Annotated in this window: 21 protein-coding genes and 1 riboswitch; of the genes, 18 read left to right on the top strand and 3 right to left on the bottom strand. The window is 72.1% G+C overall.

Going from position 1 to position 24,313, the window contains the following annotated elements; genetic code table 11:
- The first annotated feature begins 15 nt into the window (after positions 1-15).
- A riboswitch (TPP riboswitch) is annotated at positions 16-125 on the top strand.
- From ACFQW6_RS15995 to ACFQW6_RS16010, 4 genes are all read left to right on the top strand, one after another.
- Entirely contained in the window at positions 116-1,213 is a 1,098-nt protein-coding gene (locus ACFQW6_RS15995) for a thiamine ABC transporter substrate binding subunit (protein WP_378547281.1), read from the top strand. Its footprint overlaps the riboswitch before it by 10 nt.
- A gap of 110 nt (positions 1,214-1,323) precedes the next feature.
- Positions 1,324-2,901 carry an ABC transporter permease gene (locus tag ACFQW6_RS16000; protein WP_378547283.1) on the top strand — a complete coding sequence of 526 codons (1,578 nt, stop codon included), beginning with the start codon at positions 1,324-1,326 and terminating at the stop codon, positions 2,899-2,901.
- A gap of 1 nt (position 2,902) precedes the next feature.
- The gene (locus ACFQW6_RS16005) at positions 2,903-3,898 is read left to right on the top strand and encodes an ABC transporter ATP-binding protein (protein WP_378547285.1); all 996 of its coding nucleotides are present in this window, start codon (positions 2,903-2,905) and stop codon (positions 3,896-3,898) included.
- Positions 3,899-3,925: 27 nt separating this feature from the next.
- The gene (locus ACFQW6_RS16010; RefSeq protein ID WP_378547287.1) at positions 3,926-4,972 is read left to right on the top strand and encodes a phosphatase PAP2 family protein; all 1,047 of its coding nucleotides are present in this window, start codon (positions 3,926-3,928) and stop codon (positions 4,970-4,972) included.
- A 110-nt stretch (positions 4,973-5,082) separates the two neighbouring features.
- On the opposite strand, the gene ACFQW6_RS16015 is transcribed toward ACFQW6_RS16010, so the two are convergent.
- Positions 5,083-6,060 carry a type IV toxin-antitoxin system AbiEi family antitoxin domain-containing protein gene (locus ACFQW6_RS16015; protein ID WP_378547289.1) on the bottom strand — a complete coding sequence of 326 codons (978 nt, stop codon included), beginning with the start codon at positions 6,058-6,060 and terminating at the stop codon, positions 5,083-5,085.
- Positions 6,061-6,374: 314 nt separating this feature from the next.
- On the opposite strand from ACFQW6_RS16015, the gene ACFQW6_RS16020 reads away from it, so the two are divergent.
- Positions 6,375-7,991 (top strand): C40 family peptidase, encoded by a 1,617-nt coding sequence (locus tag ACFQW6_RS16020; RefSeq protein WP_378547291.1) that lies wholly within the window; start codon positions 6,375-6,377, stop codon positions 7,989-7,991.
- Between the two features lie 87 nt (positions 7,992-8,078).
- Here the strand turns inward: ACFQW6_RS16020 and ACFQW6_RS16025 are convergent, their stop codons facing one another.
- Complete coding sequence (locus ACFQW6_RS16025; RefSeq protein WP_378547293.1) at positions 8,079-8,954, bottom strand: sulfotransferase domain-containing protein; 876 nt, start codon at positions 8,952-8,954, stop codon at positions 8,079-8,081.
- A 35-nt stretch (positions 8,955-8,989) separates the two neighbouring features.
- On the opposite strand from ACFQW6_RS16025, the gene ACFQW6_RS16030 reads away from it, so the two are divergent.
- The 7 genes from ACFQW6_RS16030 to lon all read left to right on the top strand — a co-directional run bounded on the left by ACFQW6_RS16030 (position 8,990) and on the right by lon (position 16,300).
- The gene (locus ACFQW6_RS16030) at positions 8,990-11,053 is read left to right on the top strand and encodes an acyl-CoA dehydrogenase (protein WP_378547296.1); all 2,064 of its coding nucleotides are present in this window, start codon (positions 8,990-8,992) and stop codon (positions 11,051-11,053) included.
- A gap of 1 nt (position 11,054) precedes the next feature.
- Positions 11,055-11,738 (top strand): class I SAM-dependent methyltransferase, encoded by a 684-nt coding sequence (locus ACFQW6_RS16035; RefSeq protein WP_378547299.1) that lies wholly within the window; start codon positions 11,055-11,057, stop codon positions 11,736-11,738.
- Positions 11,735-12,331 carry a hypothetical protein gene (locus ACFQW6_RS16040; RefSeq protein WP_378547302.1) on the top strand — a complete coding sequence of 199 codons (597 nt, stop codon included), beginning with the start codon at positions 11,735-11,737 and terminating at the stop codon, positions 12,329-12,331. Before ACFQW6_RS16035 ends, ACFQW6_RS16040 begins: the two co-directional genes overlap by 4 nt.
- 51 nt (positions 12,332-12,382) lie before the next feature.
- Positions 12,383-12,778 carry a carboxymuconolactone decarboxylase family protein gene (locus ACFQW6_RS16045; protein ID WP_378547305.1) on the top strand — a complete coding sequence of 132 codons (396 nt, stop codon included), beginning with the start codon at positions 12,383-12,385 and terminating at the stop codon, positions 12,776-12,778.
- A 12-nt stretch (positions 12,779-12,790) separates the two neighbouring features.
- Positions 12,791-12,964 carry a hypothetical protein gene (locus ACFQW6_RS16050; RefSeq protein WP_378547308.1) on the top strand — a complete coding sequence of 58 codons (174 nt, stop codon included), beginning with the start codon at positions 12,791-12,793 and terminating at the stop codon, positions 12,962-12,964.
- Entirely contained in the window at positions 12,961-13,845 is an 885-nt protein-coding gene (locus tag ACFQW6_RS16055; protein ID WP_378547311.1) for an RNA polymerase sigma-70 factor, read from the top strand. The genes ACFQW6_RS16050 and ACFQW6_RS16055 overlap by 4 nt, the downstream gene beginning before the upstream one ends.
- Positions 13,846-13,918: 73 nt before the next feature.
- Positions 13,919-16,300 (top strand): endopeptidase La, encoded by a 2,382-nt coding sequence (lon, locus tag ACFQW6_RS16060; protein WP_378547314.1) that lies wholly within the window; start codon positions 13,919-13,921, stop codon positions 16,298-16,300.
- A gap of 18 nt (positions 16,301-16,318) precedes the next feature.
- Here the strand turns inward: lon and ACFQW6_RS16065 are convergent, their stop codons facing one another.
- Complete coding sequence (locus ACFQW6_RS16065; RefSeq protein WP_378547317.1) at positions 16,319-16,858, bottom strand: inorganic diphosphatase; 540 nt, start codon at positions 16,856-16,858, stop codon at positions 16,319-16,321.
- Positions 16,859-16,985: 127 nt separating this feature from the next.
- Between ACFQW6_RS16065 and dacB the strand changes: the two genes are divergently transcribed.
- The 6 genes from dacB (at position 16,986) to folE (ending at position 24,297) form a co-directional block, all read left to right on the top strand.
- Entirely contained in the window at positions 16,986-18,449 is a 1,464-nt protein-coding gene (gene dacB / locus ACFQW6_RS16070; protein ID WP_378547320.1) for a D-alanyl-D-alanine carboxypeptidase/D-alanyl-D-alanine-endopeptidase, read from the top strand.
- A 396-nt stretch (positions 18,450-18,845) separates the two neighbouring features.
- A complete protein-coding gene (locus tag ACFQW6_RS16075; protein ID WP_378547323.1) occupies positions 18,846-19,862 on the top strand; it encodes a zinc-dependent metalloprotease in 1,017 nt (338 codons plus the stop codon).
- Complete coding sequence (gene tilS, locus ACFQW6_RS16080) at positions 19,859-20,842, top strand: tRNA lysidine(34) synthetase TilS (protein WP_378547326.1); 984 nt, start codon at positions 19,859-19,861, stop codon at positions 20,840-20,842. Before ACFQW6_RS16075 ends, tilS begins: the two co-directional genes overlap by 4 nt.
- 102 nt (positions 20,843-20,944) lie before the next feature.
- Positions 20,945-21,496: a hypoxanthine phosphoribosyltransferase gene (hpt, locus tag ACFQW6_RS16085; protein ID WP_378547329.1), complete on the top strand. Its 552-nt coding sequence runs from the start codon at positions 20,945-20,947 to the stop codon at positions 21,494-21,496.
- 123 nt (positions 21,497-21,619) lie between these two features.
- Positions 21,620-23,680, top strand: coding sequence for an ATP-dependent zinc metalloprotease FtsH (gene ftsH, locus ACFQW6_RS16090; protein ID WP_378547332.1), 2,061 nt, complete (start codon positions 21,620-21,622; stop codon positions 23,678-23,680).
- A gap of 14 nt (positions 23,681-23,694) precedes the next feature.
- Positions 23,695-24,297 carry a GTP cyclohydrolase I FolE gene (gene folE / locus ACFQW6_RS16095; protein ID WP_378547602.1) on the top strand — a complete coding sequence of 201 codons (603 nt, stop codon included), beginning with the start codon at positions 23,695-23,697 and terminating at the stop codon, positions 24,295-24,297.
- The last annotated feature ends 16 nt before the right edge of the window (positions 24,298-24,313 follow it).

Raw genomic sequence — 24,313 nt, forward strand, 5'->3', positions numbered from 1 at the left:
GAGGCTAGGGTTGGACCACGAAGACAGGGGAGCACGCGCAGGCGTGCTGAGAGTGCGGACCAGCCGCAGACCCTCCGAACCTGATCCGGTTAGCACCGGCGCAAGGGAGTCACACATGTTGCACGTACGCGTTCGCGCTGCCCTCACGGCCTCGAGCCTCGCCTCCGTGGCGGCGCTGTCCCTCGTGGGCTGCAGCCTCGCCGGGGGTGGCGGTGACGGGTCGACCGCCACCGAGCCGTCGACCTCGTCACCGGGGGCCGAACAGGGCGGCGGCACCGTCGTCCTGGCCACCCACGAGTCCTTCCACCTGCCCAAGAAGCTGGTGAAGGCGTTCGAGGCTGAGAGCGGGTACGACCTCGAGGTCCGCGCCGCGGGCGACGCCGGCACGCTGGCCACCAAGCTCAGCCTCACCGCCGACAACCCCATCGCCGACGCCGCCTTCGGCATCGACAACACCTTCGCGTCCCGCCCGCTCGGCGAGGGCGCGTTCGCCGAGGTCACCACGACGGCGACCCCGCCGGCGGAGTACGCCCTGCCCGAGGGCGGCGACCGGCTGGTGCCGATCGACTCGGCCAACGTGTGCGTCAACGTCGACACCGCGTGGTTCGAGCAGGAGGGCATCGAGCCGCCGCGCACCCTCGAGGACCTCGCCGACGACCGCTACCGCGACCTCTTCGTGACGCCGGGCGCCTCGACCAGCAGCCCCGGGATGGCCTTCTTCCTCGCGACGGTCGCGGCCTTCGGCGACTCGTGGCCCGACTACTGGACCGAGCTGCTCGACAACGGCGCCAAGGTCGTCGACGGGTGGGAGGACGCCTACTACGGCGACTTCACCGCCGGCTCCGACAACGGCACCCGGCCGATCGTCGTGTCGTACGACTCCTCCCCGGCCTTCACCGTCAGCGGCGGCAGGACCACCACGGCGGCGCTGCTCGACACGTGCTTCCGCCAGGTGGAGTACGCCGGCGTGCTGGAGGGCGCCGACAACCCTGCGGGCGCCGAGGCGCTGGTCGACTGGATGCTCACCGACGAGGTGCAGAGCGCGCTGCCGGAGTCGATGTACGTCTTCCCGGTGATGCCGGGCGCCACCGTCCCCGAGGACTGGGCCGAGTTCGCGCCGCAGCCGAGCGACCCCTACGAGGTGGACCCCGCCGAGATCGACGCCAACCGCGAGCAGTGGCTGACCGACTGGACGGACGTCATCTCGCGGTGAGTCTCGGTACGCCCTGGCTCGTTCCTCGCCCGGCCACTCGACCACCGAGGGCTTCGCGTCGCATCGCCGGTCTGCTCGCCATCGCAGCGGCGCCGGTCCTGGTGCTGGGCGTGCTCTTCGTCCTGCCGGTGGCCGGCATGGTCGCCGAGGGGTTCGTCGTGGACGGGCACTTCGCGCCGGGCGCGGTGCTCGACGTCCTGGCGCGGCCCCGCGTGCACCGGGTCGCCTGGTTCACGGTGTGGACCTCCGGGCTCGCGACGCTGCTCGCGGTCGCCCTCGGGCTGCCGGCGGCGTACGCCCTTCATCGGCTCGCGCTGCCGGGCCGCACGGCGGTGCGGGCGGCGCTGCTCGTGCCGTTCGTGCTCCCGACGGTCGTCGTCGGCGTCGCCTTCCGCCAGCTGCTGGGCGAGGGCGGCCCGCTGGGCTTCCTCGGCCTCGACGGCACGCCCGTCGCCATCGTGTGCGGGCTGGTCTTCTTCAACGTCGCGGTCGTGGTGCGCACCGTCGGGGTCGCGTGGGAGTCGCTCGACCCGCGGCCCGGGCAGGCCGCCGCGGCGCTGGGCGCCTCGCCGTGGCAGGTGCTGCGGACCGTCACGCTGCCTGCGCTGCGCCCGGCGATCGTCGGCGCGGCGAGCATCGTCTTCCTCTTCTGTGCGACGGCGTTCGGCATCGTGCTCACCCTCGGCGGAGTCCGCTACTCGACGGTCGAGACCGAGATCTACCTGCTCACCACCACCGTGTTCGACCTGCAGGCGGCGGCCGCGCTGTCGGTGCTGCAGATCGTGGTCGTCGTCGGCCTGCTCGCCCTCTCCGCGCGGCTGCGGGCGACCCCGGACCCGACGGCCCAGCGCGCGGTGACGCCCGTGCGGGCCGTACGCCCCTCCGACGCGCCCGTCGTCGGCGCCACGCTGCTGGTGCTGGGCGCGATGCTCCTGCCGATCCTCACGCTCGTGCTCGGGTCGCTGAGCGTCGGCGACGGCTGGGGCCTGGACAACTACCGCGCGCTCACCACCGCCGGCGACGACGAGGTGCTCCTCGTGCCCGTCACGGCCGCGCTCGCGACCAGCCTGCGCACCGCCGTCGACGCCATGTGGATGGCGCTCCTCGTCGGCGGCCTGGTGTCGCTGATCGTGACCCGCCGCTCGCACTCGGTCGGGGAGCGGCGGGTGCGCTCGACCCTCGACGGCTTCTTCATGCTGCCCCTGGGCGTGAGCGCGGTGACGCTCGGCTTCGGCTTCCTGATCACCCTCGACGAGCCGCCGCTCGACCTCCGCGACTCCCCGCTGCTCGTGCCGATGGCCCAGGCGCTGGTCGCCCTGCCGCTCGTCGTGCGCACCCTCGCCCCGGTGCTGGGCGGCATCGACGACCGGCAGCGCCAAGCCGCCGCCTCGCTGGGCGCCTCACCGTGGCGGACGCTGCTCACCGTCGACCTGCCGGCGGTCTGGAAGCCGGTGCTCGCCGCCTGCGGCTTCGCCTTCGCGGTGTCGCTGGGGGAGTTCGGCGCGACGTCGTTCCTGGCCCGCGACACCGACCCGACCCTGCCGATCGTGATCTTCCGCCTGATCGGGCACCCCGGGGAGATGAACTACGGCATGGCCCTGGCCGCCTCCGTCGTGCTCGCCGGCGTCACGGCCGTGGTCGTCCTGGCCGTCGAGCGGCTGCGCGTGCCGGGTGTGGGAGCGTTCTGAGGTGCTGGCGCTCCGGGACGTGACCGTGCGCTACGGCGACACCGTGGCCGTCGACGACGTGTCGCTCGACCTCGCGTCGGGTCAGGTGCTGGCCGTGCTCGGGCCCTCGGGCTGCGGCAAGTCCACCCTGCTGCGCGCCGTTGCGGGCCTCGAGCCGCTCGCGTCCGGCTCGATCTCGTGGGACGGCACCGACCTCTCCGGCACGCCCACCCACAAGCGCGGCTTCGCGCTGATGTTCCAGGACGGCCAGCTCTTCGCCCACCTGACCGTCGCCCGCAACGTCGCCTACGCGCTCCGGCTCCGGCGTACGCGTTCGGCGCGCGTCGCCGCACGGGTGCGCGAGCTGCTCGACCTCGTCGGGCTGTCGGGGTTCGACGACCGGCTGCCCGGCACGCTGTCCGGAGGGGAGCGACAGCGGGTCGCCCTCGCCCGGGCCCTCGCCGTCGAACCGCGGCTGATCCTCCTCGACGAGCCGCTGTCGGCGCTCGACGCCTCCCTGCGCGAGCGGCTGGCCGGCGACCTGCGGTCGATCCTGCACGCCGCGGGGACGACGGCGCTGCTGGTCACGCACGACCACGAGGAGGCCTTCGCGCTGGCCGACCGGCTCGCCGTCATGCGCGCGGGACGCGTCGTGCAGCACGGCGCGATCGACGAGGTGTGGCGCGAGCCGGTCGACGAGGAGACCGCCCTGTTCCTCGGCTACGCGCGCGTGCTGCGCGACGACCCCGCGCGCCGCGTGCTGGCCGCCGCTGCGCTGCCGCCGGCGTACGCCGTCGCGCTCCGCCGCTCCGCCCTGGTCGTCGACGACGCCGGCTCCCTCCACGCCGTCGTCGAGTCTGCGCGCGTGACTCCGGAGCTGGTCCGGCTGGTGGTCCGCGTCGAGGGCGTCGGCACCGTCGACGCCGTCGCCCCGCTCGGCGGGCGGGTGGCGCCCGGCGACGAGGTGTCGCTGCGCGTCGACGTGACACGTCTCGCGGTGCTGCCGATCAGCGGGTGACGGTCGCGCGTCCCTACACTGACGTGCGTGTACAGACCGGCCTATGCCCTGCTCGTGGGAGTCGCCGCCACCATGGGCGCGCTGGCTGTCACGGCTGCGCTCGTGCTCGACCGACCGCTGGTCGACCCGGAGGGCTTCCTCGGTCCGTCGTGGCTGCGCCTGCCACTGCTCATCCTCGGCGCGTTCCTGCTCGACATCCTGCCGCGGACGCTGTGGTACTCGCGGATGAAGCCGGCGCTGATGCTCGACATCGCGCGCGAGCGGATCCGCGAGCACTGGGACCGCGAGCGGATCACCCTGGTGGTGCTCGGGCTCGTGTCCTTCTACATCACCTACGTCTGCTACCGGAACCTCAAGTCGTTCCTCCCGTTCATCATGGGCGAGGACAAGTACGACCGTGAGCTGCACCTCGTGGACCGGGCGCTGATGTTCGGCCACGAGCCGGCGACGATCCTGCACACGGTCTTCGGCACCAGCTTCTCCGCCCACATCCTGTCCACGATCTACCTGTGGTTCCTGCCGCTCGTGCCGCTGGCGCTCGCCGCCTGGCTGGTGTGGTCGCGCAACATCACCTTCGGCTACTGGTTCGCCACCTCGCAGTGCCTGGCCTGGTCGCTCGGCACCGCGTCCTACTTCGCGCTGCCGACCCTCGGGCCCGGCTTCCAGTACAGCTACCTCTACGCCGACCTCCCCGACACGGGCTCGAGCGCACTGATGGAGTCGCTCTTCTACGGGCGCAAGGGTGTCATCCGCGACGGCGCGGAGGGAGCCGTGCAGTCCGTGGCCGGCTTCGCGTCGCTCCACGTCGCGATCACCCTGCTCGTCGCACTGATGGTGCAGTACACGCTCCGCAACAAGGTCCTGCACATCGTGTTCTGGGCCAACTTCGCCATCACCGTCGTGGCGACCCTCTACTTCGGCTGGCACTACATCGCCGACGACCTCGCCGGCGTCGTGATCGCCCTCTTCTCCTTCTGGCTCGGCGGGCTGGCGAGCGGGCAGAAGTTCGATCGACATGGCCTGGCGAGCCATCCGACCTCGACGACCAGCCAGGTTCCCGTCGACGCCGAGTGACCGGCGTACGCCTCCCATATTTGCCCTGCGCGATCCCCGGATATCCGGGGAAGTTCCCGCTTGTCGGCCGAAACTTCGGCCGACAAGCGGGAAGTTCGCCCGACAAGTGCTCAGGCGCCGCGACGTGCCCGGGCTGCCATCACGCCGCGGATACGGGACGCGAGGAGCTCGGGACGGAGGAGGTCCGACCAGCTGATCCGCAGGCAGGTCCACCCGGTCAACAGGCACACGAGCTCGGCGCGCTCCTTCTCGCGCATGAGGTAGTCCTCGAGCGTCTCGCCGGGGAGTCGGTAGCGCGTGTACTTCTCCCGGCCGTCGAACTCGAGGAACACTCCGAGCTCGGGCCACGCGAAGTCCACGCGCGCGACGAGGTTGCCCGATTCGTCGAAGACCTCGAACTGCGGCTCGGGGCGTGGCAGCCCCTGGCGGTAGACCAGGTAGATGAAGCGGTCCTCGCCGACCGACTCCAGCCGGGGGTCCGCCAGCCGGAGCACGAGGTCGGCGGTCAGGCTGCCGGGCCAGCGCTGGTGCCGACCGACCTGCTCGGCGAGGGCAGGCAAGGTCAGCCGGCTGGCATGGAGCAGCCGGTTGACCACGACGAGTGCCGGTTCGACGGCCGCGACCGTCAAGACCTCGAAGGCTGCACGTGCCGTAGTGCTGACCGGGACACCGTTGACGACCTCGATGTCCTCGTCCGCCAGCACTCCGCGATGCGGCGTCCAGTCGCTCGCATGGCGTCCGGCGCGATCCGACTGCCCCCTCGTGGTGTGCACCACGGCCATGTTGAGGCCCCACATCGGGATGTCGCGCTCGGCCACGGACGAGACGTGGGTCAGCACGGTCGAGGGATGCGCGCGGGCGAGCACGCCGCGAGCCAGCAGTCGGTGCCGGTCCTCGACCGAGCACCGGTTCCAGACGTCGCCGGCGACGTACGTGCCGTGCCTGACGCGATGGAGCACGCCGCTGCGCACCAGTCGGGTGATCTGGTTGTCCGACAGACCCTCGGCCCGCAGGTCACTGCGCAGGCGCACGAGGGCTGCCAGGTCTTGGGAGGGGTGGAACGGTGTCGTACGGACGGGTCGCATCATGCACCCCGCCTGCCCGTTGCCGGCGTCCGTCATGCCGGCCGGTTCGGACCTGTGGACAGGACGTGGCGACTTGTCGTCCGAAGTTCCCGCTTGTCGTCCGATGTTTCAGCCGACAAGCGGGAGCTTCCCCGGATATCCGGGAAAGTGATCGGACGTGGCCTAGAACTACATCGATGTAGTTCGCAAGCCGACACGCCGGGCGATGGTGAAAAAGTTGAGGAAACTGTTCCTTGTGTGACGAAAGTTCACTAACGTGCCTCGAGTTGCCCGGTGCGAAGGGGAAGTCGCACGGGCCCGAGACCATCAGGAGCGCCGTGCCCTTCGCAGCACCGCACGACCATGAGCGACGACGCCGTACGACGTCGCGCTGGGCGACCGCGGTCGTCCTCGTCGCAGGCCTGGCCGTCGGCGGCGGCCAGGCGGCGTACGCCGACGACGATCCGACGCCGAGCGAGTCCGACGTCGCTGCCGCGAAGGACCGGGCCGACGCCAAGGGGCGCGACGTCGCCGCCGTGCAGGCCGACCTCATCCGCGCCAACCTCGGGCTCGAGTCCGCCGGCGACCGCGCCGCCCAGGCCGCGGAGGCGTGGAACGGTGCCCGCTGGCGCGCCGAGCAGGCACGGGCCGACGCCGACGAGGCCGAGGATGCGGCCGAGGCAGCGCGTGAGGACGTCGAGTCGCAACGCGAGCTCTACGCGGCCACGGTCGTGCAGTCCTACGAGGACGGCACCCAGGTGCAGGGTCTCTCGGCAGTCGTCGAGGCCGACGGGATCGAGTCGCTCATCGACCGCACGGTGACGATGGGCAACACCTCCGACGCGCTCAACCACCAGTACGACGCCTTCCTCGCGTCCTCGGCCGTCGCCGACGTCACCGCGTCGACCGCCACCCGGGCCTCCGAACGGGCCGAGGTCGCCGAGGCGGAGGCCGAGGAGGCGTACGACGCCGCCGGAGCTGCCGAGGCCGCTGCCGGCGCCGAGGCGCAGGCGGCGTCCGCCACCAAGGCCGACCTGCTCGCCGAGCTCGCCGAGCTCGAGGGAATCAGCGTCCGGCTGGCCGAGAAGCGGCAGTCCGCGCTCGAGCGGGAAGCCGCCGAGGCGGCAGCGGCTGCAGCCCAGGCGCAGGCCGAGGCGGAAGCCCAGGCCCAGGCGGAAGCCCAGGCCCAGGCGCAAGCCCAGGCGCAGGCCCAGGCGGAGGCTGAGGCGGAAGCCCAGGCGCAGGCTCAGGTGGAGCAGGAGCAGGCTCAGGTGGAGCAGGAGCAGCAGTCCACGCCCACGCCGACCACGAAGCCGACGCCCACTCCGACGCCGTCCGCCACCCCGACGCCGACCGCGACGCCGTCCGCCACCCCGACGCCGACCGAGACGCCGACCGAGACGCCGACACCGACGCCGACCGAGACGCCGACGCCGACCCCCACGCCGACCGAGACGCCGACGCCAACCCCCACGCCGACACCCACCCCCACGCCAACGCCAACGCCGAGTCCGACCACGCCACCCACCCCCACGCCAACGCCAACGCCGAGTCCGACCACGCCACCCACCCCGCCCCCGCCGCCGGCGGCCACGGGTGCCGCGGCCGCGATCGCCTTCGCCGCCGCCCAGATCGGCGACCCGTACAAGTGGGGTGCCTCGGGCCCCAGCGCCTGGGACTGCTCGGGCCTCACCGCAGGCGCGTGGGCAGCGGCCGGCAAGGCGCTGCCGCACTACTCGGTCGCCCAGTACACGCAGTCGACGAAGATCACCGCCGCCGACCTCGCGCCGGGAGACCTCGTCTTCTGGGGGTCATCGAGCAGCCCGAGCTCGATCTACCACGTCGCCCTCTACATCGGCGACGGCCAGATCATCCACGCCCCCCGCACGGGCAGGCCGGTGAGCCAGGAGTCGATGTACTACTGGCGGTCGCCGAACTTCTTCGCCCGCCCCTGATCGCCGGACTTGTCGTCCGAAGTCCCCGCTTGTCGGCCGAAATTTCGGCCGACAAGCGGGAAGTTCCCCGGATATCCGGGGATCGCGTCAGCGGACCTTCCGCGCCAGCCGCCCCGCCAGCTCACCGGGGTCGAGCTGCCCGTCGAGGATGAGCCGCGTCGGCCAGGCTGACGTGTCGATGCCCGACAGCTCCTCGAAGAGCGCGAGGTCCTTGGCGTACACCTCGGCGACGCGCGCGAGGTCGTCGGCGGTGGGGGCGGTGCCGGGCACCTGCTCGGCGCCGGCGTGCCAGTTCTGCAGCGGCGGCACCTGCTCGAAGCGGGGCAGGTCGAGGAAGTCGGTCGTGCGGTCGACGGTGGCGGAGAAGTCGTCGAGCATCGCGCGCAGCTCGATCAGCAGCCACTGGCGCCGGTCGAAGAGCTCGAAGCCGCGCTGCAGCTGCTCGCCGTAGAACCCGCGCGCCAGGCCGGTCATGTGTCGCCACCGCATGGTGCGTACGTCGTCGGGCACCGCGTCGGGCAGGGAGGTGTGCGGCCACTCGGTCAGGAAGTCCGGCCAGTCGGGCCACGCGAGGTTGCGCGAGCGCAGCATCACCCAGTGGGAGAACAGCCGCTCGAGCGGGTCGCGGAACACCGCGATCAGCGGCATGTCCGGCTTGTAGGCGCGCATCCGCTCCATCGCGTGCGGCCAGTAGAGGTAGGTGGGCGAGGCGTCGCCGAGCAGCCGGTGCACACGGGCGCGGCGCGGCGCGGTGTAGTCGCGGGCGTAGTCCGGCGCTGACCAGTCGACGGTCTCGTCGTCGAAGTAGTGGCGCTCCTTGTCGGGCGCCTGGCACACGAGCCGGTGCTGGTTCAGCGTCACCGCGAGCGTCGACGTACCGCCCTTCTGCACGCCCACGACGGCAAAGTTGTAGGCCATCGACCCCAACGTCTCGCCTCGAGGGGTGGCATCCGACACGTTCATCGCGGTGAACCTACCGGCATGGCTACCGTTGGTGAATGGCCACCGATCAGGTTCCGCCCATCGCCGACGAGCTGCCCACCGTCGAGCCGGAGACGGCTCCGGCCCGCGTCGAGGACGACGGGGTCCACGCCGACGACTCGGGCTACCGCCAGCCGGAGGTCGACGCCGACGCGATGCGCACCCTGCTCGACGGCCGGTACGGCGAGGTCCGCGACCTCGTCCGCGCCAACCTTGCCGAGCACGCGCAGATCCTGCTCGACCAGGAGCAGATGACCACCGCCGACTTCCGCGAGCGCGTCAGGGACGTCGTGGTGATGATGGCCGGGACCGGGCAGACCGGCATGGGCTTCCCGGAGGAGTACGGCGGCGACATCGGCGCCTCGATCGCCGCCTTCGAGACCCTCGCCCTCGGCGACCTGTCGGTGCTGGTGAAGGTGGGCGTGCAGTTCGGCCTCTTCGGCGGCGCGATCCTCCAGCTCGGCACCAAGCGCCACCACGACGCGCACCTCGCCGACCTCGTCAGCGGCCGCACCATGGGCTGCTTCGCGATGACCGAGAGCGGCCACGGCTCCAACGTGCAGGCGCTCGGCACCGTCGCGACGTACGACGCCGAGGCGCAGGAGTTCGTGATCACGACTCCCGACGACGCGAGCCGCAAGGACTACATCGGCAACGCGGCCGCCCATGCCGAGCTGGCCGTCGTCTTCGCCCAGCTCGAGGTCGGCGGCGAACGCCACGGTGTGCACGCCTTCGTCGTCCCGGTCCGCGAGGACGGCCGGGTGCTCGACGGCGTCCGCATCGAGGACTGCGGCCCCAAGATGGGCCTCAACGGCGTCGACAACGGACGGATCTGGTTCGAGGGGGTCCGGGTGCCGCGCACCGCGCTGCTCAACCAGTTCGCCGAGGTCACGCCCGAGGGGCGCTACCTCTCGCCGATCGACAACCCCAACAAGCGCTTCTTCACGATGCTCGGCACCCTCGTCCAGGGCCGCGTGTGCGTCGGCGGCGCGGGCATCAACGCGGCGAAGGTGGCGCTCACCATCGCCACCCGCTACGCCGTGCGACGTCGTCAGTTCGAGGCCACCTCGCCCGACGAGGAGCAGGTGCTCCTCGACTACGGCATGCACCAGCGCCGCCTGCTGCCGCTCATCGCGAGGACGTACGCCCTCCACTTCGCGCAGGAGGTCGTCGCCGGGCACTTGCACGAGGTGTTCTCCGGCCCCGGCCCGATCGAGGAGGGCAGCGACGAGCACGCCCGGCGGATGCTGGAGTCGCGCGCCGCGGGCACCAAGGCCCTCGGCACCTGGCACGCCACCCGCACCATCCAGGAGTGCCGCGAGGCGTGCGGCGGCGCGGGCTACCTCAGCGAGAACCGGTTCGCCGCGCTGAAGGCCGACACCGACGTCTTCACCACCTTCGAGGGCGACAACCACGTCCTGCTCCAGCTGGTCGCCAAGGGGCTGCTCACCGACTACGCCGGCGAGTTCGAGGACATGGACCAGCTGGGCATGGCCCGCTTCGTCGCCGGCCTGGCGGTCGAGACCGTCGTCGAGCGCACGGCGGTGCACAAGCTCGTGCAGTCGGTGCGCGACCTGCTGCCCGGGGGCGACACCGGGGACCAGGAGGCCGGGCTGCTCGACCCGAACTACAAGCTCGCGATGCTGCGCTTCCGCGAGGAGCACATGATCGGCGGCGTCGCGCGTCGCCTCAAGCGCGGCATCGACCAGGGGGCGAACCCCGGGGCGGTCTTCTCCCGCGTGCAGGACCACGTCATCGCGGCCGCCCGCGCCCACACCGAGCGGCTCGTGCTCGAGGCGTTCGTCGCGAAGACCGCGGCCCTGCCCGACGGCGAGCTCAAGGTCGCGCTCAACCTGCTGTGCGACCTGCACGCGCTCACCACGATCGAGGCGGACCGGGCCTGGTTCATGGAGCACGGCCGCCTCTCCAGCGCCCGCTCCAAGGCGATCAGCCGCGAGATCAACGCGTTGTGCCGCAAGGTCCGGCCGCTCGCGGTCGACCTCGTCGACGCGTTCGGCGTGCCCGAGGAGATGCTGCGCAGCCCCGAGCTCCTCGGCTGGCCCATCGGATCGGACGACTGACGTGCGGCTCCGCGCGCTGGGTGGCTGGCACGAGGACCCGCTGTGGTCCTACGTCTACCCCTGGCTCGTGGAGCACGACCGCGTCGGCGGCGCGGCCTGGCGCGCCGGCACCGGCAGCGAGCTGGCCCTCCTGCGCGAGACGGCCGACGAGATCGGCACCCTCCCGCGCGGTGCCCGCGTCCTCGACGTGCCGACCGGGTCCGGGGTCGCCCTCCGCGGGCTCCGTCCCGGTCAGGGGGTCGACTACGTCGCCGCCGACATCTCACCGACGATGCTCGGCCGGGCGCGCGCGGCTGCGGCCCGCCTCGGGGTCGCCGACCAGGTCACCACAGCGCTGGCCGACGTGGGGGCCCTGCCGTTCGCCGACGCGTCGTTCGACCTCGTCATCTCCCTGACTGGCCTCCACTGCTTCCCCGACCCGCGCCGTGCCGTCGCCGAGATGGTGCGCGTGCTGTCACCCGGCGCCGCGCTCACGGGGAGCTCGCTGTTCACCGACACCGGCCCGCGCTACGAGCTGCTGCGCCGTGTCGGCACGCGTGCCGGGATCCTGGGGCCGATGTGCAGCTCTGCCGAGGCGGTCTACTGGCTGCGGGAGTCCGGCTGCCGCGACGTCGACCTCACCCTCCACGGAGGGCTGGGCTACTTCCACGCGACCAAGCGGATGGACGAGGAGGACCGCGGATGACCTTCGGAGGACTGCCGACCCGCTTCGAGCCGGAGGGTCGCAGCCGCGGCCTCGCGATCGTCGCCCCCGGGCGCGCGTACTCGCCTGCGGCACCGCTCCTCGAGCTCGCCCGGCTGGCGCTCCTGCAGCACGACTTCACCGTCCAGCAGCTCTGGTGGGACTCGACCACCCGCGGCGAGGAGGACGCCGAGGCGTGGGTACGCCGACACGTGGCCGCCGCGCACGCCCAGGAGCACGCCGACCACGTGCTCGTCGTCGGCAAGTCGCTCGGCACCCGCGCAGCGTCGTACGCCGCCGAGCTCGGTCTCGACGCGATCTGGTTCACCCCGATCCTCGTCGACCCGATCGTCGCCGAGGGGATCGCCGCCAACGCCGGGCGGCAGCTGCTGGTCGGCGGCCTCGCCGACGAGCTGTGGGACGCCGCCGTCGCCCGCGAGCTCGCCGACGCCGGCTGCCAGGTGCTCGAGGTGCCTGACGCCGACCACGGCATGGGCACCCCGGACGTGGTTCGCACCGCCGAGATCCACCTCGAGGTCGCGCGAGCCGTCGAGGCCTTCCTGGCACAGCTCCCGGAGGACCTGTCACAGACCTGAACCGGTCGGTGTCTCCATGTCATCGAGACCCACACGAGACGGAGAGATGACATGCCCAGCCAGTTCCGGATCCCGCAGGCGACCATCGACGGCACGTACGGCGCGATCATGACCCGCGTCGCCCGGCGCATGTGGGGCAAGGTCCCCGACAACGCCTACGTGCTCTGGCACAACAAGCCGGTCCTCAAGGCGGTCTTCGGCTTCGAGCAGAAGGTCGGCAAGTGGTCCGCACTGGACCCCCACCTCAAGACGTACGCCGAGATGGCCAGCGCCGGCGTCATCGGCTGCTCGTGGTGCCTGGACTTCGGCTACTTCCTCGCCCACACCAACGGCCTCGACGAGGCCAAGGTCCGCGAGGTGCCGCGCTGGCGCGAGTCGGACGTCTTCACCGACCTCGAGCGCGACGTGATGGCGTACGCCGAGGCGATGACCGTGACGCCGCCGTAGGTCACCGACGAGATGGTCGCCGAGCTCGACCGGCAGCTCGGCCACGCCGCGGTCGTCGAGCTGACGATGATGGTCGCCGTGGAGAACGAGCGCTCGCGCTTCAACTCGGCGATGGGACTGGCCTCGCAGGGCTTCAGCGACGTCTGCGAGCTGCCGCTCGCGGAGGCTGGGACGATCAGCAGGTGAGCGAGACCGACACCCCCCTGGTCCAGGAGTGGACGGCCCACCGCAACCTGCTCTTCACCGTCGCCTACGAGATGCTCGGCTCGGCCGCGGACGCCGAGGACGTGCTCCAGGAGGTGTGGCTGCGGTGGGCGGACGTCGTGGTCGAGGAGGTGCGCGACCCGCGGGCCTACCTCGTGCGGATGACCACCCGGCTCTCGCTCAACCGGCTGCGGACCCTCGCCCGGCGTCGCGAGGACTACGTCGGCACGTGGCTGCCCGAGCCGGTGCTCACCGCGCCCGACGTGGCGCAGGACGTGGAGCTCGCCGACAGCGTCTCGACCGCGATGCTGCTCGTGCTGGAGACGCTGCCGCCCACCGAGCGGGCGGTCTTCGTGCTGCGCGAGGTCTTCGACGTGCCGTACGCCGAGATCGCGGAGGCGGTCGAGAAGTCCGAGCCCGCGGTGCGTCAGATCGCCAGCCGCGCGCGGGCCCACGTCGACGACAGACGGCCGCGCGCGTCCGTCAGCGCGGCCGAGCGCGACGCGGTGATCGAGCGGTTCCGCGCGGCCACCGAGACGGGCGACCTGCAGGGCCTGATGGACGTGCTGGCCCCCGACGTCGTGCTGATGACCGACGGCGGCGGCAAGGTGAAGGCAGCGCTCAACCCGATCTTCGGACGCGACAAGGTCTTCCGCTTCCTCACCGCCGTCACCCCGGAGGCGCTCGAGCTCGAGCCGGTCTGGCTCAACGGGTCGCCGGCGATCCAGTTCGTGGTCGCCGGGCACCGCGACGGCGTCGGCACGATGCTCGTCGAGGACGGGGTGGTGACGCAGCTGTTCCTGGTCCGCAACCCCGACAAGCTCGGCTCGGTGGCCGGCGAGGTGGCACTCTCGCGCTTGTAACGGCTGCCGGCCGTTCGCGGTGGGCGAAACCCGTCCGGGCATCGACACCGCGATCCCGCGCGTTGGGAACGACATGACGCAGAACGCTTCGCTTCCCATCTCCCTCCCGGTGGTGTTCCTCCACGACACGGTCGTGCTCCCCGGCATGGTCGTGCCCATCGAGCTCGACGACCAGGCCCGCGCGGCCATCGACGCCGCCCGCCTCGCCCACGACGCCTCCCAGAAGTCGGACGCTGCCGACGACGAGCCGACCCGCGTGCTCGTCGCCCCGCGGCTCGAGGACCGCTACGCCACCCACGGCGTGGTCGCCGTGGTCGACCGGGTCGGACGCTTCGCCGGCGGCAGGCCCGCCGCCGTGCTGCGCGCCGAGCGCCGCGTCGCCATCGGCGCCGGCGTGACCGGGCCCGGTGCGGCCCTCTGGGTCGAGGCCGAGCCCGTGCCCGACACGGTCGTCACCGACGAGCTCCGCACGCTCGCCGAGGACTACCGCGCCCTCGTCGTCTCGATCCTGGAGCGCCGCGAGGCGTGGCAGGTGATCGAGACCGTACGACGACTCGCCGACCCCGACGCGCTCGCCGATACCTCCGGCTACGCGCCGTACCTCTCCGACGACCAGAAGCGCCAGGTGCTGGAGACGCCCGACGTCGGCGACCGGCTGCGCCTGCTCATCGAGTGGACGCGGGCCTACGACGCCGAGGACGAGGTCAACGACAAGATCAGCCAGGACGTCCGCGAGGGCCTGGAGAAGAACCAGCGCGAGTTCCTGCTCCGCCAGCAGCTCGCCGCCATCCGCAAGGAGCTCGGCGAGGGCGAGCCCGACGGCTCGGACGACTACCGCGCCCGGGTCGAGGCGGCCGACCTGCCCGAGGCGGTCCGCGAGGCCGCGCTGCGCGAGGTCGACAAGCTCGAGCGCTCCAGCGAGCAGGCCCCGGAGGCCGGCTGGATCCGGACCTGGCTCGACACGGTCCTCGAGCTGCCGTGGAACGAGCGCACCGAGGACAGCACCGACGTCGCGGCCGCGCGCGCGGTGCTCGACGCCGACCACCACGGCCTCGACGAGGTCAAGGACCGCATCACCGAGTACCTCGCCGTCCGTGCCCGCCGGGCCGAGCGCGGCCTGGAGGTCATCGGCGGGCGGGGCTCCGGCGCCGTGGTGCTGCTCGCCGGTCCTCCCGGCGTCGGCAAGACCTCGCTCGGCGAGTCCGTCGCCCGGGCGCTGGGCCGCACCTTCGTGCGGGTCGCCCTCGGCGGCGTACGCGACGAGGCCGAGATCCGCGGCCACCGGCGCACCTACGTCGGCGCCCTGCCCGGCCGCATCGTGCGGGCGATCAACGAGGCCGGCTCGATGAACCCGGTCGTCCTGCTCGACGAGGTCGACAAGGTCGGCGCGGACTACCGCGGCGACCCGGCCGCGGCGCTGCTCGAGGTGCTCGACCCGGCGCAGAACCACACGTTCCGCGACCACTACCTCGAGCTCGACCTCGACCTGTCCGACGTCCTCTTCATCGCCACCGCCAACGTGGTCGAGCAGATCCCGTCGGCCCTGCTGGACCGCATGGAGCTCGTCACCATCGACGGCTACACCGAGGACGACAAGGTCGCCATCGCGCGCGACTTCCTCATCCCTCGCCAGCTGGAGCGGGCGGCGCTGACCCCCGACGAGGTCACCGTCTCCGACGACGCGCTCGGCGAGCTCGCGGCCAACTACACGCGCGAGGCCGGCGTACGCCAGCTCGAGCGGCTGCTGGCCAAGGCCTTCCGCAAGGCAGCCACCCGGCTCGCGACCGGTGACGTCGAGCGGCTCGACATCGACCGCGACGAGCTCAAGGACCTCGTCGGCCGGCCGCGCTTCACGCCCGACAGCCACGAGCGCACCGACGTGCCCGGTGTCGCCACCGGCCTCGCCGTGACCGGTCTCGGCGGTGACGTGCTGTACGTCGAGACGTCCGTGTCAGCCGGCCAGGCGGGGCTCACCGTGACAGGCCAGCTCGGCGACGTGATGAAGGAGTCGGCGTCCATCGCGCTGTCCTGGGTGCGCGCGCACGCGGACGAGCTCGAGATCGACCCGGCCGTGTTCGAGCAGTCGATCCACGTGCACTTCCCGGCGGGCGCGATCCCGAAGGACGGTCCGTCCGCGGGCGTGACGATGGTGACCGCCCTCGTCTCGCTGCTCACCGGACGGCCCGTGCGCTCCGACGTCGGCATGACCGGTGAGGTCACGCTCTCGGGACGGGTGCTGCCGATCGGCGGCGTGAAGCAGAAGCTGCTCGCCGCCCAGCGAGCCGGGCTGACGACGGTCTACGTCCCCGAGCGCAACCGCGCCGACCTGGACGACGTGCCTGCCGAGCTGCTCAGCGAGCTCGACGTGCGTCCGGTCGGGCGGGTGACCGAGATCCTGGCCGAGGCCCTCGAGCCGGCGGCCGACGCCGCAGACACGGCCGCCCGGGCGGCCTGACGATCGCGGGCGACAGCCTCAGGCGTCCTTGCCGAGGCTGTCGTCGGCGATGTTGGCGAGGTCGTCGCCGTGGCCCTCGGTCTTGAAGCGCTCGAACGACGCGCGGACCTCGGCCTCGGCCTCCACGCGGCCGACCCAGTCGGCGCCTTCGACGGACTTGCCGGGCTCGAGGTCCTTGTAGACCTCGAAGAAGTGCTGGATCTCGAGGCGGTCGTACTTCGAGACGTGGTTGATGTCGCGCAGGTGCTCGAGGCGCGGGTCGTGCGCAGGCACGCACAGCACCTTGTCGTCGCCCCCGGCCTCGTCGGTCATCCGGAACATCCCGATGGCGCGGCAGGCGATGAGGCAGCCCGGGAACGTCGGCGCCTGCAGGATCACGAGCGCGTCGAGCGGGTCGCCGTCCTGGCCGAGGGTGTTCTCGATGAAGCCGTAGTCGGCCGGGTAGGCCGTGGAGGTGAAGAGCATCCGGTCGAGACGCAGGCGACCGCTCTCGTGGTCGACCTCGTACTTGTTGCGCTCACCCTTGGGGATCTCCACCAACACGTCGAACTCGAGCACGTCTTCCTCCACACTCTCCGGCACGTCATCGGGCCGCTCAGCTGCGCCGGGCCCGGCCCGACGCATGGGTACGGGGGCAGTGTCGCGCACAATGGCCCCGATGCGCGAAGCGAGAGGGTCGAAAAGGGTGGGACGTGACCTACGCCACTCCGGCCCGCGCCGACGCCGGTGGCCGGTGTGGCACTGGCTGCCGACGGTCCTCGTCCTCGCCCTGCTGGCCGCGGGAGTGGGCGCCTACCGCTTCGAGTGGGGCCAGCGCTACCTCCCGGGGCTGGCCGCCGACCCGCGGACCGAGCCGGAGCAGGTGCTCGCGCCGGCCGGCCTCGACCTGCCCGAGTGGACGCCGCCCGCCGCCGACGCCGTCGCCCTCGACATCGCGGGCGCCCTCGCACCGGACCGGGTCGCCGCGGCCGTCTCCGACGACCTGGCCGACCCCGACCTGGGCAAGCACGTCGTGGGGGCGGTCGCACCCCTGGCCCCCGGCTCCGCCGAGTGGACGACGGGGGACGGGCGCTACCTGCCGGCCTCGACCACCAAGCTGCTCACCCTGGGCGCCGCCCTGGACGTGCTCGGGCCCGACCACACCTTCACCACGCGCGTCGTGCGCGGCGCGGGTCCGCGCGACGTCGTGCTGGTCGGCGGGGGAGACCCGCTGCTGGCCAGCAGGTCCCTCACGGTCGCGGAGGCCGAGTCGACGTACCCCGCTCGCGCCGACGTGACGACGCTCGCCCTGCAGGTCGCCGAGGCGCTCGGCGGCCAGGGACGTGTCCGGGTCCGCTTCGACGACAGCCTCTTCACCGGCCCGACCGACAACCCGGCCTGGCGCCGCGACTACGTCCCCGACGACATCGTCAGCCCGATCACCGCGCTCATGGTCGACGGGGGCGACGAGCCCGACAGCGACCTCAAGTCCGACGAGCCGTCGCTGGCGGCCGCCGAGGTCTTCGCTGACGGCCTCCGCGCCACCGGGCTGCGCGTGGACGGGCGGCCGCAGCGCGTCGTCGCGCCGGCCGGCGCCGAGGAGCTGGCCTCCGTCGAGAGCGCGCCGCTGTCGCAGGTCGCGGAGCGGATCCTCGACGTCAGCGACAACGAGGGCGCCGAGGTCGTGGGCCACCAGGTCGGCCTCGCCACCTCCGGCACCGGGTCGTTCGAGGCAGGCGCTGCCGGCGTGATCGACACCCTCGGCGGGCTCGGGATCGACGTCGCCGGCGCCGAGGTGTACGACGGCTCCGGCCTGTCGCGGCGCAACCGAGTCTCGACGTCCCTGCTGATCGACCTGATCCAGCACGCCGCCGGGGCCGACGGCGAGGGGATGCGCAGCCTGGTCACCGGCATGCCCGTCGCCGGCTTCACCGGGTCGCTCACCTACCGCTTCGCCGAGGGCCCCGCTGTCGCCCGCGGCCTCGTGCGCGCCAAGACCGGCACCCTCACCGGCGTGCACGCCCTCGCCGGCATCGCCGTCGACCGCGAGGGGCAGCCGCTCGCCTTCGTCTTCGGCGCGGACAGGTCCCCGCCGATCGAGCGGTACGACTCGCAGGAGGCCCTCGACCGTGCCGCCGCCTCCCTCGCCGCCTGCCGCTGCTCGGTGTAATTGGCTCGCTTCGCTCGCATGTCGCTGTGCTTGTCTGGCGCCTCCGCTTCGCTCCGGCGCGTGTCCGCGTCGCTGGGAGGCAACGCCTTCGTCGTCGTTGCCGCGCCCTCCTCCGCTTCGCTCCTCCGGACGCATCCCTCCTCCTGCAGGCGTCGCCGCGACGCGGACGTGCTTGTCCGGCGTCGCCGCTTCGCTCCCCCGGACGCAGCCTCTCCTGCAGGCGTCGCCGCGACGCGGACGGGAACCCCTGCCCCGGGAGCGGGCGTACGGCTCACCGGGCCTTGGCTCCCGGGTCTCGGTACGCCCCGTCGCGGCCTCGCAGGCTCGGCCGCGGGGCCACTCACCCTCCATCCCCAGGCCGCGGGCTCATTCTTCGTCCCCGGCTAGGGTCAGGACATGAACCTCGTGGACTGGGACTTCGCCGTCACCGTGGGAACCCGGGTGGCCGGGCCCGGGCCGGACGTGTCGCCCGACGAGGCGGCCGCCGCCGTCGTCGAGCTCCGCGAGGGCGCGACCCGCTCGACCCCGCTGGTCCGTGAGTTCACCGGACTGCACACCGAGGCCGGCACCGCGCCGGTGCTGGTGGTGGACCGCAGGGGTTGGCTGCGCGCCAACGCCGACGGCTTCGCCAAGCTCCTGAGCCCGGTCGTGGACAAGCTCATCGAGAAGAAGGGCCCCCCGTCGGCGTTCGCCGAGGCCGTCGGCACCCGGGTCACCGGTGCCGAGGTCGGCCTGATGCTGGGCTTCCTCAGCAGCAAGGTGCTGGGGCAGTTCGACCCGTTCCACGAGCCGTACGGCCGGCTGCTGCTGGTGGCGCCCAACATCGTCCACGTCGAGCGCGAGATCGGCGCGGATCCGACCGACTTCCGGCTGTGGGTGTGCCTGCACGAGGAGACCCACCGGGTGCAGTTCACGGCCAACCCGTGGTTGGGTCAGCACCTGATGACCCAGATGCACGCGGTCGCCGACACGCTCGAGCCCAGCGCGCTGCTCGACGGGCTCCGCCGCGGCGCCGACGTGCTGCGCGGCGGCAACGGCAGCATCATCGACCTCGTGTCCTCGCCCGAGCAGAAGGAGATCCTCGACCGGGTCACGGGCGTGATGTCGCTGCTCGAGGGCCACGCCGACGTCGTGATGGACGGCGTCGGCCCCACCGTCATCCCGTCGGTGGCGGACATCCGCCGCAAGTTCAACCAGCGCCGCAAGGGCGTCGGCTCCCTCGACAAGCTGCTGCGCCGCCTGCTCGGCCTCGACGCCAAGATGGCGCAGTACCGCGACGGAGCCGTCTTCGTGCGCCACGTCGTCGACAAGGTCGGCATGGACGAGTTCAACGCGGTGTGGACGGGCCCGGAGACCCTGCCGTCCAAGGCGGAGATCGCCGACCCCGACGCTTGGGTCGCCCGCGTGCTGTGACGCTCCACCCCTCGGTCGCGGCGGTGCGGCTGCCGGTCCGCCGGACGCTGTCCCGCCTCGAGGGTGGAGGCGGACGCGCCACGGTCGCCGTGGCCTGCAGCGGGGGTGCGGACTCCCTCGCCCTCGCGTCCGCGACCGTCTTCGAGGGGCACAAGCTGGGCGTGCGCGTGGTCGGCGTGACGGTCGACCACGGCCTGCAGCCCGGCTCCGCCGAGCAGGCTGACCGGGTGGTCGCCCAGCTGGCGGCGATGGGCGTGGACGAGACGCTCACCGCGCGCGTCGACGTCGAGGCCGCGTCCGGGATGGGGCCGGAGGCCGCGGCCCGCGAGGCGAGGTACGCCGTCCTGGAGCAGGTCGCCGCGCACCTCCAGGCGCCGCTCGTGCTGCTCGGCCACACCTTGGACGACCAGGCCGAGACGGTGCTGCTCGGCCTCACGCGTGGCTCGGGCGGCCGGTCGCTGCAGGGCATGCGGCCGTCCTTCGGCGTGTTCGCGCGCCCGCTGCTCGGCGTACGCCGTGCCGACACCGTCACCGCCTGCCTGGTCGAGGGGCTGGAGCCTTGGGACGACCCCCACAACTCCGACCCCGGCTACACCCGGGTGCGCGTGCGCGACCGGGTGCTGCCGGTCCTCGAGGCCGAGCTCGGACCCGGGATCGCCGAGGCGCTGGCCCGCACCGCGGACCAGCTCCGGGAGGACACCGCTCTGCTCGACGACCTGGCCGGCCAGGCGCTCGCCCGCGCCCGGCGCGACGGCGGCCTCGACGTCGAGACCCTGCGCCTCGAGCCGCCGTCGGTCCGCCACCGCGTCCTCCACCGCGCCGCCCTCGACGCCGGCTCGCCGCCGTCCGAGCTGACCCGCGACCACGTCCTCGCCGTCGACGAGCTCCTCGTCGGGTGGCGGGGGCAGAAGTGGATCGACCTGCCGGGCCCGCTCCGCGCCCTCCGCCGCGGCGGAGTGCTGCTCATCGAGGCACCGTGAAGGCAGTTCGCGGCACCAGCGACCGCAGTCGCGCTCACCTGTGACCGGCGCCGGGCCGAACTGCCTGCACGGTGTCCTCCGTCGCCCCCTAGGCTGACGCCCATGGACGCGTCCCACGTGGAGAACGACCTGGTCAACATCCTCTTCACCGAGGAGCAGATCCAGGAGCGGCTGGCCGAGATGGCCCTCCAGATCACCGAGGACTACGAGGGACGCGACCTGCTCGTCGTCGGCGTCCTGCGGGGGGCGGTGATGGTGATGGCCGACCTCGCGCGGTCGATGCCGCGGCACCTGGAGATGGACTGGATGGCCGTCAGCTCCTACGGGTCGGGCACCAAGTCCAGCGGCGTCGTCCGCATCCTCAAGGACCTCGACACCGACATCAGCGGCCGGGACGTGCTGATCGTCGACGAGATCATCGACACCGGCCTGACCCTGAGCTGGCTGGTCAACAACCTCTCGAGCCGCAGCCCCGCGAGCGTCGAGATCGCCACCCTCCTGCGCAAGCCCGAGGCGCTCTCGATGCCCGTCGAGCCCAAGTACATCGGCTGGGACATCCCCAACGAGTTCGTCGTCGGCTACGGACTCGACTACCGCGAGCGCTACCGCAACCTGCGCGACATCGGCACCCTCGCGCCCCACGTCTACTCCTGAGGTAGTGCGGCGCGCGGCCCTCCTGGCTCGAACCGGTCGCCCCGCTTCACCCCGCCTGAAAGAATGTGGACCCCGGCGGCGTGTAGCGTCGCCTCCTCACCTCCGAACCGCTGAAAGTTGCCTGTGAAGCGCATATTCAAGGGTCCCTGGCTGTGGATCGTCCTGTCCGCCTTCGCGGTGCTCCTGGCGATCCAGTTCCTCGCGCCCAGCGACGGCTATGACGAGGTCAACACCTCGACCCTGGCCTCCTACATCGACGACGGCAAGGTCGACGAGATCGAGTTCAACGGCGCCGACTTCGAGATCCAGGCGACGCTCGACGAGGGCACTCGGGAGGACGGCGACAAGGTCGTCGCCCAGTACATCGACGGCCAGCAGGAGCAGCTGCTGCAGGCGGTGCAGGAACAGAAGGCCGCCGGCACGATCGAGAAGTACAACTCGACCGTCCCGCAGCCGAGCTTCCTCGGCTCGCTGCTCGCCACCCTGCTGCCCTTCGCGCTGATCATCCTGCTGTTCATCTTCCTGATGAACCAGGCCCAGGGTGGCGGCGGCCGCGGCGTCATGCAGTTCGCCAAGTCCAAGGCCAAGCTGATCACCAAGGACATGCCCAAGACGACGTTCGCCGACGTCGCCGGGTGCGAGGAGGCCATCGAGGAGCTCGGCGAGATCAAGGAGTTCCTGCAGGAACCGGCCAAGTTCCAGGCTGTCGGCGCCAAGATCCCCAAGGGCGTGCTGCTCTACGGTCCGCCCGGCACCGGCAAGACCCTGCTCGCCCGCGCCGTTGCCGGTGAGGCCGGCACGCCCTTCTACTCCATCTCCGGCTCGGACTTCGTCGAGATGTTCGTCGGCGTGGGCGCGAGCCGGGTGCGCGACCTGTTCGAGCAGGCCAAGGAGAACGCACCCGCCATCGTCTTCATCGACGAGATCGACGCCGTCGGGCGTCACCGCGGCGCCGGCATGGGCGGCGGTCACGACGAGCGCGAGCAGACCCTCAACCAGCTGCTCGTCGAGATGGACGGCTTCGACGTGCGTGGCGGGGTCATCCTGATCGCGGCCACCAACCGGCCCGACGTGCTCGACCCGGCGCTGCTGCGTCCGGGTCGGTTCGACCGGCAGATCCAGGTCGACGCGCCCGACCTCAACGGTCGCCACCAGATCCTGAAGGTCCACTCGCGGGGCAAGCCGATCGCGCAGGACATCGACCTGCTGAGCATCGCCCGCCGTACGCCGGGCTTCACCGGTGCCGACCTGGCCAACGTGCTCAACGAGGCCGCGCTGCTCACCGCCCGCGGCAACGCCAAGCTCATCACCAACGAGTCCCTCGACGAGGCGATCGACCGCGTCATCGCCGGACCGCAGCGTCGTACGCGCCTGATGAGCGAGCGCGAGAAGCTCATCACCGCCTACCACGAGGGCGGCCACGCCCTGGTCGCCGCGGCGCTCCCCGGCACCGACCCGGTGCACAAGGTGACGATCCTGCCGCGCGGCCGGGCACTGGGCTACACGATGGTGCTGCCCGACCGCGACAAGTACTCCCAGACGCGCAGCGAGATGCTCGACTCCCTCGCCTACATGCTCGGCGGCATGGCCGCGGAGGCGCTGATCTTCCACGACGTCACCTCCGGTGCCGGCAACGACATCGAGAAGGCCACCGGCCTGGCGCGGGCGATGGTCACCCAGTACGGCATGACCGAGCGCCTCGGCGCGGTCAAGCTCGGCGACAGCAACTCCGAGCCGTTCCTGGGCCGCGACATGGGCCACACGCGCAACTACTCCGAGGAGACCGCCGCCAAGGTCGACGACGAGATCAAGGCGCTGCTGGGCCACGCCCACCAGGAGGCCTTCGAGATCCTCCACGAGAACCGCGACGTCCTCGACGCGCTGGTGCTCGCGCTGCTCGACAAGGAGACCCTCGACAAGGGTGAGATCGCGGAGATCTTCGAGCCGTTGACCCGACGGCCGACCCGTCCGGCGTGGACCGGCTCGCCCGAGCGGGTGCCGTCGACGGTCCCGCCGGTCGACATCCCGCAGGCGATCCGTGACCGGGTCAACGCCGACATCGCCTCCCAGCAGTCGGAGACCAGCGGCGCGATCCTCACGCCTCCCGGCGCGGGTGGAGACGTCCACGGCGGCCCGGACGTCCACCCGGACACCCCCACCCCGCCCAGCCCGGACGCGCCGTGACGGACCCCGTCACGGTGCCGCAGGTCGCGCCGGAGGACGTGCCCGACTTCGACCAGGCGAGGGCCGAGGCCGCCGTGCGCGAGCTGCTGTACGCGATCGGCGAGGACCCCGAGCGCGAGGGCCTGCTCGAGACGCCGGCGCGGGTCGCCCGCGCCTACGCCGAGCTCACCCAGGGCCTGCGCCAGAGTCCGCAGGACGTGCTGACCACCACCTTCGACCTCGGTCACGAGGAGATGGTGCTGGTGCGTGACATCGAGCTGTGGTCGATGTGCGAGCACCACCTGGTGCCGTTCACCGGGGTCGCCCACGTCGGTTACATCCCGGCCGAGACCGGCAAGATCACCGGCCTGTCCAAGCTCGCGCGCCTGGTGGACGTCTACGCCAAGCGCCCGCAGGTCCAGGAGCGACTCACCACGCAGGTCGCCGACTCACTGATGGAGATCCTCGAGGCGCGCGGCGTCATCGTGGTCATCGAGGCCGAGCACCTCTGCATGACCATGCGCGGGGTCAAGAAGGCCGGCGCCCGCACCATCACCTCGGCGGTGCGCGGCATGATGCTCACCAGCCAGGCGACCCGCGCCGAGGCGATGGCGCTCATCCACTCAGGCACCAGGTGACCGAGGGCGTGGCCCC

The sequence above is a fragment of the Nocardioides sp. GCM10028917 genome (assembly GCF_042666175.1).
In the GTDB taxonomy this organism is placed as follows: Bacteria; Actinomycetota; Actinomycetes; order Propionibacteriales; family Nocardioidaceae; genus Nocardioides.